Origin of the sequence: Sphingobacteruim zhuxiongii, from assembly GCF_009557615.1 — a bacterium.
Lineage (GTDB): Bacteria > Bacteroidota > Bacteroidia > Sphingobacteriales > Sphingobacteriaceae > Sphingobacterium > Sphingobacterium zhuxiongii.
Window position 1 is genome coordinate 1,063,530 of the sequence record NZ_CP045652.1, and the last position, 12,484, is coordinate 1,076,013.

Below are 12,484 nucleotides of genomic sequence, written 5' to 3' on the forward strand. Positions count from 1 at the left end.
AGAACAATATGGCCTATTCACAACAAGATATTTACAACAAAATTGGTGACCTACTCGTTGAACTAAACGAACAATATGCAAACTTTAATAAAGATAGCGTTGCTCAAGATAGAACACAAGTACTTTTATTAGCAGCACAAGCAAAATATTTAGCGGCACATTTAGACATTCTTGGTAATCTGAAGTCGAATACTGAATCTTTTACTTCTTCGCTAAATACAAATACGGAAATTCCTGTATCGAAGGAGGAACATGCATTTACACCTGCTCCATCTTTTGAGGAGCATGAGGCAGATAGCCAGCCTGTGTTGGAAGAAATTCAAGAGGTTAAATCTGAAGATCTTATTGAAGAAACAGAGGTAGCTTTAGAAGCTCCCGAATATTCGATTGAAGAAGAGGAAACTCAGCCAGAAAAAACAGAAGGGATTAAATTTGAAGGATTCGGACAAATCGAAGATAGTGTTACAGACAATGTGACTGATCAAGTAGAAGCCAAAGCATTTGAGAACATAGAAGCTGAAGCTGAGCCTGCTCCCGTATCATCATACTATTCCCATACTTCTAGCTCTAACTACACTTCTATTGAAGGAGCAGGAGATGATAAAGTGACAGGAGAAAATACGCTTGAGGTACAAGATGAAGCAACAGAGATACATGAGGAGCCCGTTGAAGCGCAACATGTAACTCCAGTGGTACAAGAGGTCGTTATTGAAGAAAAAAAGGTTGAAATTGAAGAAGAGGCACCTGAGCCGAGTCTAAATGATCTTGCACATCAGGCAGAACAGCTACCTGCACGCAAATTAACGTTGAATGAGTTAATCCAACAGCAGAAGCAAGCAGGACTAACAAATGCCAACCAGTTTCAAACGACGCCTAGTAAATCGTCTGATACGATTACAGACTTGAAAACTGGCGTAAGTCTAAACGATAAATTATTGTTCATCAAAGATTTGTTCAATGGGTATAGCTTGGCCTATAGTGAAGCAATCGAATTATTGAATCGCTTTGATAATTTTTCGGAAGCTGATGCATTCTTGCAGACAAATTATGCATTGAAAAATAATTGGGCATCTAAACCACAAACTGTCGATAAACTATATGTTGTACTTCGAAAAAAGTACAACTAAATAGGAGTTGATAGCGGTTTGAGCTAACAACGTAAGGTATAAAAAGAGAAAGGACGTCTAGATGACGTCCTTTCTCTTTTTATACTGATATTAAACAATATCTAATAAGTTTATTTTCAGAGTTATAAGCTAAAATCAAATTTTATCCATTCCTCGCCTTCATGTCCAAATACAAAGTATTTGGATTGAATAATTTCAGCTAGCACTTCAATATCTTGTATATAAGCCGATTTATCCTTCGCAAAATCCGGCTTTTGTATAACATAGATATGATTATTCTTTACTGCCTTGCTATCCGCATATACAGACGAAAGTTCCACGGGAAGCGTGCTTAGATAACTATAAGATTCGTCAATAAATATTAATATTTCAACGTCTTGTAGAGGAACAGTGGATCCTGAGTTTTGAGCACCAGCAACTTTTAGAAGTTCATTCAAATAGTCTTGTTGAATACCTTCGTTACGAATGACTTGAACGATAGGTCTACTTTCTTGCGGGATGAACTTAAGTTTATGGATGATGATATGTATTTCCTCGTCAAGTTCTTCATAAGCTGTAGGATTGTTTTTCTGTAATTCTTCAGCAATCTCGGTATAATATGTTAATTCATTCATCGATATACTTATTAATTCACAAAGGTACTCAAGCTCGCGAAAAGAACCTAATTGCTAATGGTGAATTGCCCAATATTTTGTATTATTGGACTTACAAACAATTTTAGAGGAGATGTTCGATAAATTATTTCAAGCACAACAGAAGGCACAAGAGATCAAAGATAGGTTGGATCATGTATCGGTTTCCGGCGAAGCGGAAGGTGGAAAGATTCGTGTAATTGCTTCCGCAAATAAAGAAATTAAGGAGATAAATATTGATCCAGAATTCTTAAAAACTGCAGACAAAGAGGAATTGGAAGAGCTGTTAATTGTAGCTCTAAATAAGGCTATTACTCAGGCTGAAAGTATTAGTCAGACAGAGATGGCTGCTGCCTCTCAAGATATGTTGAGTGGCTTAGGAGGCTTAGGAAACCTATTTGGAAATAAATAAACAGATACAATGAAACTTACCTATTATGGACAATCCTGTGTGTCGTTTGATTTCAACGGTACCAAGGTTTTAATCGATCCTTTTATCAGCTATAACCCTTTGGCTTCAGCTATAGATGTATCTGAGATTCACGCTGACTATATCTTTCTATCGCATGGACATCAAGATCATGTCGCCGACATGGCTGCAATCCAAAAGCAAAGTGATTCGACCGTATGCGCGATAGTAGAAACGGCGGCTTGGGTCAGAAAGCAAGGTGTAGCAGATGATAAAGTGATAGAATATAACATCGGAGGGACACTAAATCTTCCATTTGGCAAAGTGAAAATGGTTTATGCTGCTCATACAAACAGTACTCCAGATGGTCAGTACGGTGGATTTCCCGTGGGATACGTTTTCTTTGTCGAAGGAAAAACAATATATTTTGCTGGAGATACAGCCTTGACGATGGAGATGAAGTTGTTAGAACGCTATCAAATAGATCTTGCTTTATTGCCAATAGGAGGGCATTATACCATGGATGCCGAAGATGCGGTAATTGCTGCGGACTTTATTAACTGTAAGCATATTGTAGGAATTCATTATGATTCGTTCCCCCCAATTACTATTGATAAGGAAGCGACTATGCATTTGTTCGAAAACGCGGGACTCAATTTAGAGCTACCAAAAGTTGGTGAATCAATTGAGTTTTAAGTAAGCAATAAGTTGTTTCGTATTAGGTGTTGTTATCGACTTTTGTCCTCAACACATTTAGTGGAAGATATTCAAGATAAAAAGCGAAGGCTGTATTGAAAATACAGCCTTCGCTTTTTATTAATTAACCTTATTTTTTAAGATCTAATACTTCTCAATAGTTATTAGTTAGCCGTACTTTTAGATCTGTTAATGTGGAATTGAACAAGATCGTCGATAGGAGAACGAAGGATTTTACCCACTTTCATGCCATATTGATTCGCTTTTTCTTCTAATACATTTCTAAAGTTGTAGCCTACCGATCCAATACAGTTAAATGTATACGATTGATAATCGGGGTATTTACTTACAAGGTTGCTGAAGAATGCTTCGAAAGCATCATCTACAATCTTACGTGTATATTGGATGTTTACATTATTGTCGTAAACAAATTTACTGAAACTTGCACAGAAACGATTTGCCAATGGTTTTGTATATACATTGTCCATTATTTCATCTGGTGTAAGTTTATATGTTTCGTAGAAAACATCAGAAACGTCTTTCGGCATTAATCCACGAATGAAGTCTGTTAATAGTTTTTTACCGATGTAGCTACCGCTACCTTCGTCACCTAAGATATAAGCGGCAGAATCAATGTTATAAGTGATATCTTTTCCGTCGTAGATACATGAGTTTGTACCAGTTCCTAGAATTGCAGCAAAGCCTGCTTCAGTTCCTAATAAGGCACGCGCAGCAGCTAACAAGTCATGACCAACTTCAACTTTTGCATTTGGGAAAACGGCTTGAATTGCTTCTTCTACAATCTTAGCTTTTTCTTCGTTATGAACCCCAGCACCATAATAATTTACCTCTGAAACCTTCTCAAATGGGATGTCATGAGGTAGTCCTTTCTTAAGGGATGCAACAATGTAATCGCTATCTACAAAGTATGGGTTATAACCTTCGGTGTTGAAATAGATTTTTTTATTTGAATCATCTAACAAACACCAGTTTGTCTTTGTAGATCCTCCATCTGCAATTATGATCATTATTTTTTAATTTAATTTAAAGTAACTTGTTTGTTTGTTTTACAATGGTATTTTTAATGTTATTAAATCCACTATCAATGGATTTATCACTAAAAATAAGAATTTTTATTTGATATAATCAAGCGATTCCCCGGAAACGACAATCGCTTTTCAATGAAAAACCTCACAATTATTTGATTGTGAGGTTTTTGTATGTTAAAATAAAATTAAGTTACTTAGTGTATTTTATACAATTAGTTGCTTATTAATGCCCCGCTTCTGCTTCAACTTGATCAATATTGATACCCTGTTTGGTTAAAAAGCCGCGAACTAGGAACGCAAATAAAATAATATAAAGGAATCCAACGACTGGAACAATATAAGAATTGTGAATGCCGATGATATCCGACAGTTTACCTTGAATTGGAGGAATAATACCGCCACCCAAAATCATCATTACTAAGAACGCCGATCCTTGCTCAGTATACTTTCCTAAACCCACAATCGATAAACTGAATATTGAACCCCACATAATTGAACAAGCTAAACCACCGGCAAGGAATGAATAGATAGCAACGGTACCTGAAGTCATTAAACCGACGATCATCGCTACTAATCCAAACGTTCCAAAGATTACAAGTGTACGAACAGGCTTGTCTTTAGAAATGAAGAATGCAGCTATTTGTACAGCGACACAAATAATGTAATAGTAAAGTACTGACATATCGAAGCCCGCAAGTGTATTTACAGCGATAATTATTGAGAATGCGATAATAGGAACTATAATCGTTAATAATTGCTTTCTGGAACTTGTAAAGTTAAATGCTGCGATTGCACCTGCCCAGCGTCCAATCATCATTCCTCCCCAATACATCGACACATAAGGAGTTATTTGTGAAGATTGAAGATTTCCAAACTCTTCTAAGGTTAATAATTCGCCTAAATTACTTCCGATTGCAACTTCAATACCTACATAGACAAATAAAGCTAACATCCCTAATACTAACTGCGGATATTTCATTGCACCCCATCCATTTGGATTTTTTTGCGCGCGTGTGTAAGCAAATAATAAGCCCCCAACGACCACAATTAAGGCTCCTAAAAGCCAAAACATACGGCTTATTTCTAATCCATGTATTAGCTCTTTAATCTTTGCAACAATACCAGCATCATTGCTTGATTTCAATTGTTCTTGTAATGCAGCGACCTCTAAAGCAGCGTCAGATTTATAACTTGTAAATACTGGAATAAAGGCACATAATAATAAAACGGTAATAATAATTAACGTAGTACGTGCTTTGTTTGCCGACTCCATTTGTTCCAAATTAAAGCCTGCAGGCACCTTCTTGGAGAAATTAAAAAGAGCAGCTGCCAGAATAAATAATAAGCCGACACCTATATATAGATAAACAACTTTGTTTAGAGGGAGGCTTGCAATTTCCGTGTCTGATACTGTTTCAAAGGTTCCAAATAAGGCGTAGCCAATAATTAAGGGGCCAATTGTTGTTCCTAAAGAGTTTACTGCTCCACCTAAGTTAACACGTGAGGCACCAGTTTTTGGATCTCCAAGAATTACGGCAAATGGATTTGCTGCGGTTTGTTGTAAAGAGAATCCTAGGGCTACGATGAATAAGCCGATAAGCATGCCTACGTAAAGGTTGACTTCGACTGCAACGATCATAGATGCCGCACCCAAAGCTGAAAAAAGCAAACCGTAGACTATACTTTTCTTATATCCCCATTTTCCGACAAGGTCTTTGCCAGAGATTGTTCCGAAAATAAATAAAAGTAAAGCACCAATATAGTATGCTGAATAGAATGCGAAGTCAATTAACTGCGATTGAAATTGATCAAGATGAAAGTAATTCTTACAGAACGGGATAAACACGCTGTTACCAGCAGCGATAAATCCCCAGAAGAAAAATACCACGATGAGGGTATACAATGCAGGGTAGTTTGTTTTTGTTTCTGTGTTTGTTGGGTGATTGCTCATATAATTTTAGATCTATTATGCCATTATAATCTTACAAATAAAGAACTTTTTTTGATTTATTTAAAGTTAGAAGTGTGCGCTAAAACAATTTATTCAGCCTATTTGTTAATTTTAGTGTAATAATTGAAAAAAAAATATTATTTTTCTTTTGAATTTACGTTACTTCTTTTTTTCTTTGTGCAGTTCTTAGAATTATCTTTCAGAAGGATATCGAAAAATCTAAACGGATTTGCCTGAGCCTTGAAGACATCACACAGATGTGAACCTGAAAGAAATTATCAAAAAGTAAAATCCTTAAATAAATCATAAAATAAATTAATGGATATTAATGAATTGAATACGAAGCTCGTGTCTGAATTACGCGAGATCGCTAAGGTTTTAGGTATCGTTGATGCTGAAAAACTAAGAAAGCAAGAGCTAATCGATCGTATCACCGTTATAGCCGACGAGGCACATCAAAATCCTTCTGCTCCCGCAGCGGATATTGATGCTGATTCTGCAGATCATGCTGGAGATCGTCCTCGCAAACGCGTTCGTACCCTAAAGTCGGTCGAGCCTATTGCTGTTGTAAGAAAACCAACTGCAAGTGAAGAACCTGTAAGAGTAGAGCATGCTGTTACATCAGAAGTTGAAGTTGTAGAGGCTCCAAAACCAGCTGTGGTTGCTGAGCCCGTTACTTCTAAATCTTCTTCCTCAGATTTCGATAATGTTATTGTAAATGAAGGTGTATTAGAAATTATGGCTGATGGCTATGGATTCTTGAGATCTTCAGATTATAACTACTTAACTTCTCCGGATGATATTTATGTTTCACAGTCGCAGATCAAATTATTTGGACTGAAGACTGGTGATAATGTTCGCGGATGTATACGTCCTCCAAAAGAAGGAGAGAAATATTTCCCATTGGTTCGTGTAGAAGCAATCAACGGACAAGATCCAGCGGAAGTTAGAGACCGCGTTCCTTTCGATTATTTGACACCGTTATTCCCAGATGAGAAATTAAACCTTGATTTAGGTCCAGGAAATTACTCGACGCGTATTATGGATTTGTTTACACCAATTGGTAAAGGACAACGTGGACTAATCGTTGCACAACCAAAGACAGGTAAAACAAACTTATTGAAAGAAGTTGCTAACGCGATTGCTAAAAACCACCCAGAAGTATATTTGATTATTTTGTTAATCGACGAACGTCCGGAAGAGGTAACTGATATGGCGAGATCTGTACGTGCTGAGGTTGTTTCATCAACTTTTGATGAACCTGCTGATCGTCACGTGAAGATTGCGAATATCGTATTAGAAAAAGCCAAGCGTATGGTAGAGTGTGGACATGATGTTGTAATCCTATTGGATTCAATTACACGTCTTGCGCGTGCATATAATACAGTAGCTCCAGCGTCTGGTAAAATTTTATCAGGTGGTGTGGATGCTAATGCATTACACAAACCTAAGCGTTTCTTCGGTGCTGCTCGTAATATCGAGAATGGTGGTTCTTTGACTATTCTTGCGACTGCATTGACTGAAACTGGCTCTAAGATGGATGAAGTTATCTTTGAAGAATTCAAAGGTACAGGTAACATGGAATTACAATTAGATCGTAAATTATCTAATAAACGTATTTTCCCTGCAATCGATCTTACTGCTTCAAGTACTCGTCGCGATGATCTATTAATTGATCGTGAAGAACTACAACGTTTGTGGGTTTTAAGAAACCATTTAGCGGATATGAATTCTCAAGAAGCAATGGAATTCTTATTGACTCAAATGCGCGGAACAAAATCAAATCAAGAATTTTTAATTAGTATGAATGGTTAAAAAACCATTTTAAATTGATACTTTTAGGCCATCTTTTAATAAAAGGTGGCTTTTTTATTTATGAAGAAATATATTCCAAATAGTATTACCTCCCTTAATTTGTTTAGTGGTTGTATTGGTGTTGTCATGGCACTTCAGGGCAATTATCTGATGGCATTTTATTGCGTGTTAGCATCTGGAATCTTTGATTTCTTCGATGGAATGTCTGCTCGAGCATTGCATGTAAAATCGTTGATTGGGAAGGAGTTGGATTCTTTGGCCGACGTAATCAGTTTCGGTTTTCTACCGGGAACCATCATGTTTATGTTGTTAAAGGATACAACAGAATCCGACTATTTACCTTACTTAGGCTATGTCATGACGGTATTCTCCGCCTTGAGATTAGCGAAGTTCAATATTGATACCCGACAAACAACAGACTTTATTGGTGTCAATACACCGATGAATACTTTTTTTATTATTTCATTGCCATTCATTATTCATGACTATCCTGCCTTGAAGAATATGTATTTGCTATTGGGGATAGTTGCAGTTTGTAGTTTTCTATTGGTCTCAGAAATTAAACTGTTTTCAATGAAGCTAAACTCTTTAGCGTGGAGCGCCAATAAATATAAGTACTTGTTTCTGTTGATTAGTCTAGTACTAATCCTCACTCTTAAATTCTTGGCACTCCCGATAGTATTAGTGCTTTATATTGTTTTTTCTTTTCTGCATTTTGCAGCTGAGAAAAGCTATGCGTCAACTAAGGAAGTCGAGTAAGCTTCTAATTCTATCATCGCAGTATCAAAGTCTTTTTTGAGACGTGAAAATGTTTCCTCAATCACGTCCGAAGGCTCATTTTTCTTTGCTTTCTGTTCCAATTCTTGAAACAATATTCGTAAGTCTGTTGCACCAATATACTCCATGGTTGGTTTGATATGGTGTGATTTTGAAGCAACTTCTTGTAAGTCACGCGCCTCAACGGCAGATTGTAGCGTCTCGAAATCGACTTTTCCTTGCGTTAGATAGAGATTGATCAACTGCTTGACCATCTCCATGTTGTTCATCATACTACTCTTTAGTACCTCAGGGTTAATAATTTTAAATTTACTCATGTTTGGCAATTTTTACGTGTAATGGATCCTTGGAATCCATTAATAGTTGTTGATTTGTTTTTTTGAAAATAGGGTGTTCAAAATTTGGAGCGATTTCATTTAGGGGAATTAAAGTGAAATTACGTTCCTGTATATAGGGATGTGGAACCTGTAGATCAGGGTCATGTATTATTTCATTATTAAAATATAAGATGTCAATGTCAATTGTCCGCGAGCCCCAGCGTTGCGTACGTATTCTTCCTAAAACTAACTCAATTTGTTGAATTGCCTGCAATATTTTTGTAGCGGATAGCGGACTGATTACTTCTAGGACTTGATTCAGAAAAATAGGTTGGTCTTCAACACCCCAAGCCTCAGATTCATAGATAGAAGAAGCTTTGGTAATCTTGCCCACACGTTCGGTAATTTCATTCATTGCATCCTTCAGCTGTTTTTCTGGATTCCCAAGGTTTGCGCCAGTTAAAAGGTAAACTACATTCATTCGATTAATATAAGAATAGTTTAAGATAATTCAATTAATACCTTACTTTTACTGTTAGTAAAATCACATAATTCGCTATGAAGTCATTCTTTAAATATGTACTAGCAACAATTACTGGTATCATCATCAGCAGTGTATTGCTATTTGTTATTTTAATCGCAATCGTCGGTTATCTTGTCAGTTCAGTGTCGCCAACAACTGAAGCTGTTACACCTTCCAACGCCGTTTTATTAGTCACTTTAGACCATAGTATAACTGAAAAAACAGAACCTAATCCATTTGAAGGGTTGGAAATGCCGGGCTATAGTAATATCAGAAGCATCGGTTTGAATGATATTGTTTCCAGAATCCAAGCAGCAAAAGAAGATACTAATATTAAAGGTATTTATCTGAATGTAAAAGGTATTAATACGGGGTTTGCGACAATGAAAGCTATTCGTGATGCCATTGAAGATTTTAAAGCTTCCGGTAAGTTTGTCGTAGCCTATAGTGATAACTATACGCAAAAAGGATATTACCTGAGTTCGGTTGCAAATGAGGTTTATTTGCATCCAGAAGGTGGTTTAGACTTTAGAGGACTAGCCAGTTCAGTGATGTTCTTCAAAGATGCATTGACAAAATTAGGGGTTGAAATGCAGGTGTTAAAAGTGGGTACTTACAAAAGTGCAGTAGAGCCTTATCTTTTAAATGCGATGAGTGATGCTAATCGTGAGCAAGTTGGTTCATATTTGGGAAGTATCTATTCTACATTTGTAGGAGATATCGCTAAAAGTAGAGAATTAACAGCGGATACTGTACGAGGTGTTGCAAATGCCTATGCTATCAAATATCCAGAAGATGCTGTTAGATTGCATTTTGTCGACAGCTTGATGTATAAGGATCAAATACTTGCTAAGATTCGCGAAAAATTAGCAATCGACGATAAAAAGGATATTCCAACAATATCCCTATTGGACTATAAGAATTCGCCAGCAACTGGAAAAGGAGGTGCTGATCGCGTGGCTGTTTTGTACGCTTATGGAGCAATAGTTGATGGAGAAGGAACAACAGGTGAGATCGGTGGAGATAAACTTTCCAGGGAACTACGTGATTTACGCAATGATGATAAAGTGAAAGCGATCGTCTTGCGTGTGAATTCACCCGGCGGGTCTGCACTTGCATCTGATGTTATTTGGAGAGAGGTTGATTTGACTAAAAAGGTTAAACCTGTAGTGGTTTCCATGGGTGATTATGCTGCCTCAGGAGGTTATTATATCGCTGCTGCGGCAGATTCTATCTTTGCTGATCCGACTACATTAACGGGGTCGATTGGCGTTTTTGGTGTTATTCCAAGTTTCCAAAAATTGTTTAATGAAAAACTCGGTGTTCATTTTGACGCTGTGAAAACGGCGAAATATGCCGATATGGACGTCGATATGGATCGCCCGCTGACAGAAGAAGAGAAAGGAATTATTCAGGGGAGCGTTAATCGCGTTTACCAAGTGTTTATGAAGCGTGTCGCTGACGGACGTAAGATGTCAATCGCAAATGTTGACAGTATTGGTCAAGGACGCGTATGGACTGGTGCTCAGGCAGTAGATTTAAAGTTAGTAGATCGACTAGCATCTTTGGATGAGGCAGTAAAAGCCGCTGCAAAAAAAGCTAAGGTAAGCGATTACCGCGTATATGAATACCCACGAACAAAAGATCCATTTGCAGAAATATGGTCTGTCTCGAAAGAAAAGGTACAGGCTATGTTTATCGATGAGGAGCTAGGAGAGTATGCAAAATATCTGAAGGAGTTGAGGAAAGTAACATCTCAAACAGGGATTCAAGCTCGAATACCTTATTTAGTGGAAATTTATTAATAGTAATTCTGCTTTTTTTAATCATGATACACACAAGAAATAACTTAAAAGCAGATGAATAAGCAAAAAGGCGTTGATTTACATTTCTGAATCAGCGCCTTTTTTATATCTTTAGTCCCAAAATCAACCGGAAAGAAAAATACATTATGAAAACTATCGACGATTTAAATTTTAACGGAAAAAAAGCACTCATCAGAGTTGATTTCAATGTTCCTTTGGACGAGAACTTCAATATTACTGATGATAATCGTATACAAGGCGCTACTCCGACAATTAAAAAGATTTTAAAAGACGGAGGTTCCGTTATCTTAATGTCTCACCTCGGTAGACCAAAAGAAGGTCCAACCGATAAGTACTCTCTAAAACATATTGTAAAGCATCTTTCAGACGTGTTAGGCGTTGATGTTCAATTTGCAAATGACTGTATAGGTCAAGAAGCGATTGATAAGGCTGCGGCATTACAGCCGGGTCAAGTCCTATTGTTAGAAAATCTTCGTTTCTATAAGGAAGAGGAGAAGGGCGATCGTGGTTTTGCTGAGAAATTAGCGCAATTAGGCGACGTATATGTGAATGATGCCTTTGGTACAGCACATAGAGCTCATGCTTCAACGGCGATTATCGCAGAATTCTTCCCAAATAATAAATACTTCGGTTATTTAATGGCGCGCGAAATTGAAAATGCTGAAAAGGTGTTGAATAAACCTGAACGTCCATTTACAGCGATTATGGGTGGTGCAAAAGTATCTGATAAGCTAGAGTTAATCGATGCTTTATTAGATAAAGTTGATAACTTAATTATTGGAGGAGGTATGGCTTATACCTTTGTTAAAGCTCGCGGTGGAGAAATTGGACAATCCTTAGTGGAATTAGATAAGCTTGATTTAGCTAATGAATTGGTTAAAAAGGCGGATGAAAAAGGTGTTAATCTTGTTCTTCCAACCGATGCGCAAATTGCTGATCGCTTCGCTAATGATGCGAATGTTTATGACGGACCAAATGATCAAATCCCTGCCGATATGCAAGGTTTAGATATTGGTAAAGAGTCCGCAGAACACTTCCACGATGTGATAATGGCATCCAATACTTTGTTATGGAATGGTCCAATGGGTGTGTTTGAAATGGATACATTTGCCAAAGGAACGAAAGCTGTTGCAGACGCTGTTGTAGCAGCAACAGAGCGCGGTGCATTCTCTTTAATCGGTGGTGGTGATTCTGCTGCTGCAGTATCTAAGTTCGGAATGACTGAGCATGTTAGCTATGTAAGTACTGGTGGTGGAGCCCTTTTGGAGTATATGGAAGGAAAGACTTTACCAGGTGTTAAAGCAATATTAGATTAATATTTAATCGTTAACCTTTAGACTTACATGTCTAAAATACTTCGTT

12 protein-coding genes are annotated in these 12,484 nt (G+C 37.3%); 7 read left to right on the forward strand and 5 right to left on the reverse strand.

Annotated features, from left to right (window positions below; translation table 11 throughout):
* Positions 1 to 8: 8 nt before the first annotated feature.
* Complete coding sequence (locus GFH32_RS04610) at positions 9 to 1,127, forward strand: hypothetical protein (protein ID WP_153509961.1); 1,119 nt, start codon at positions 9 to 11, stop codon at positions 1,125 to 1,127.
* Positions 1,128 to 1,249: 122 nt separating this feature from the next.
* Here GFH32_RS04610 and GFH32_RS04615 read toward each other — a convergent pair whose 3' ends face one another.
* Positions 1,250 to 1,741 (reverse strand): hypothetical protein, encoded by a 492-nt coding sequence (locus GFH32_RS04615; protein WP_153509962.1) that lies wholly within the window; start codon positions 1,739 to 1,741, stop codon positions 1,250 to 1,252.
* A gap of 112 nt (positions 1,742 to 1,853) precedes the next feature.
* On the opposite strand from GFH32_RS04615, the gene GFH32_RS04620 reads away from it, so the two are divergent.
* Positions 1,854 to 2,171 (forward strand): YbaB/EbfC family nucleoid-associated protein, encoded by a 318-nt coding sequence (locus GFH32_RS04620; RefSeq protein ID WP_153509963.1) that lies wholly within the window; start codon positions 1,854 to 1,856, stop codon positions 2,169 to 2,171.
* A gap of 9 nt (positions 2,172 to 2,180) precedes the next feature.
* The gene (locus GFH32_RS04625) at positions 2,181 to 2,864 is read left to right on the forward strand and encodes a metal-dependent hydrolase (protein WP_153509964.1); all 684 of its coding nucleotides are present in this window, start codon (positions 2,181 to 2,183) and stop codon (positions 2,862 to 2,864) included.
* Between the two features lie 164 nt (positions 2,865 to 3,028).
* Here the strand turns inward: GFH32_RS04625 and GFH32_RS04630 are convergent, their stop codons facing one another.
* Positions 3,029 to 3,892 (reverse strand): N-acetylglucosamine kinase, encoded by an 864-nt coding sequence (locus GFH32_RS04630; protein WP_153509965.1) that lies wholly within the window; start codon positions 3,890 to 3,892, stop codon positions 3,029 to 3,031.
* A gap of 244 nt (positions 3,893 to 4,136) precedes the next feature.
* The gene (locus tag GFH32_RS04635) at positions 4,137 to 5,864 is read right to left on the reverse strand and encodes an MFS transporter (protein ID WP_153509966.1); all 1,728 of its coding nucleotides are present in this window, start codon (positions 5,862 to 5,864) and stop codon (positions 4,137 to 4,139) included.
* A 318-nt stretch (positions 5,865 to 6,182) separates the two neighbouring features.
* Between GFH32_RS04635 and rho the strand changes: the two genes are divergently transcribed.
* Together rho and GFH32_RS04645 are read left to right on the forward strand one after the other, a co-directional pair.
* Complete coding sequence (rho, locus tag GFH32_RS04640; protein ID WP_153509967.1) at positions 6,183 to 7,679, forward strand: transcription termination factor Rho; 1,497 nt, start codon at positions 6,183 to 6,185, stop codon at positions 7,677 to 7,679.
* A gap of 60 nt (positions 7,680 to 7,739) precedes the next feature.
* The gene (locus tag GFH32_RS04645) at positions 7,740 to 8,438 is read left to right on the forward strand and encodes a CDP-alcohol phosphatidyltransferase family protein (protein ID WP_153509968.1); all 699 of its coding nucleotides are present in this window, start codon (positions 7,740 to 7,742) and stop codon (positions 8,436 to 8,438) included.
* On the opposite strand, the gene GFH32_RS04650 is transcribed toward GFH32_RS04645, so the two are convergent.
* Positions 8,411 to 8,773, reverse strand: coding sequence for an Hpt domain-containing protein (locus GFH32_RS04650; RefSeq protein ID WP_153509969.1), 363 nt, complete (start codon positions 8,771 to 8,773; stop codon positions 8,411 to 8,413). The genes GFH32_RS04645 and GFH32_RS04650 overlap by 28 nt on opposite strands.
* A complete protein-coding gene (folK, locus tag GFH32_RS04655) occupies positions 8,766 to 9,254 on the reverse strand; it encodes a 2-amino-4-hydroxy-6-hydroxymethyldihydropteridine diphosphokinase (protein WP_153509970.1) in 489 nt (162 codons plus the stop codon). The genes GFH32_RS04650 and folK overlap by 8 nt, the downstream gene beginning before the upstream one ends.
* A gap of 77 nt (positions 9,255 to 9,331) precedes the next feature.
* Between folK and sppA the strand changes: the two genes are divergently transcribed.
* Together sppA and GFH32_RS04665 are read left to right on the forward strand one after the other, a co-directional pair.
* Entirely contained in the window at positions 9,332 to 11,101 is a 1,770-nt protein-coding gene (gene sppA / locus GFH32_RS04660; RefSeq protein WP_153509971.1) for a signal peptide peptidase SppA, read from the forward strand.
* Between the two features lie 146 nt (positions 11,102 to 11,247).
* Positions 11,248 to 12,438: a phosphoglycerate kinase gene (locus tag GFH32_RS04665; RefSeq protein WP_153509972.1), complete on the forward strand. Its 1,191-nt coding sequence runs from the start codon at positions 11,248 to 11,250 to the stop codon at positions 12,436 to 12,438.
* The last annotated feature ends 46 nt before the right edge of the window (positions 12,439 to 12,484 follow it).

Bases quoted from the DNA above. Each gene is read 5' to 3' on its own strand.
- GFH32_RS04630 (WP_153509965.1), bottom strand. From the start codon at position 3,892: ATGATCATAATTGCAGATGGAGGATCTACAAAGACAAACTGGTGTTTG.
- GFH32_RS04650 (WP_153509969.1), bottom strand. From the start codon at position 8,773: ATGAGTAAATTTAAAATTATTAACCCTGAGGTACTAAAGAGTAGTATG.
- folK (WP_153509970.1), bottom strand. From the start codon at position 9,254: ATGAATGTAGTTTACCTTTTAACTGGCGCAAACCTTGGGAATCCAGAA.
- GFH32_RS04615 (WP_153509962.1), bottom strand. From the start codon at position 1,741: ATGAATGAATTAACATATTATACCGAGATTGCTGAAGAATTACAGAAA.
- GFH32_RS04645 (WP_153509968.1), top strand. From the start codon at position 7,740: ATGAAGAAATATATTCCAAATAGTATTACCTCCCTTAATTTGTTTAGT.
- rho (WP_153509967.1), top strand. From the start codon at position 6,183: ATGGATATTAATGAATTGAATACGAAGCTCGTGTCTGAATTACGCGAG.
- GFH32_RS04665 (WP_153509972.1), top strand. From the start codon at position 11,248: ATGAAAACTATCGACGATTTAAATTTTAACGGAAAAAAAGCACTCATC.
- GFH32_RS04620 (WP_153509963.1), top strand. From the start codon at position 1,854: ATGTTCGATAAATTATTTCAAGCACAACAGAAGGCACAAGAGATCAAA.
- GFH32_RS04625 (WP_153509964.1), top strand. From the start codon at position 2,181: ATGAAACTTACCTATTATGGACAATCCTGTGTGTCGTTTGATTTCAAC.
- GFH32_RS04635 (WP_153509966.1), bottom strand. From the start codon at position 5,864: ATGAGCAATCACCCAACAAACACAGAAACAAAAACAAACTACCCTGCA.
- sppA (WP_153509971.1), top strand. From the start codon at position 9,332: ATGAAGTCATTCTTTAAATATGTACTAGCAACAATTACTGGTATCATC.
- GFH32_RS04610 (WP_153509961.1), top strand. From the start codon at position 9: ATGGCCTATTCACAACAAGATATTTACAACAAAATTGGTGACCTACTC.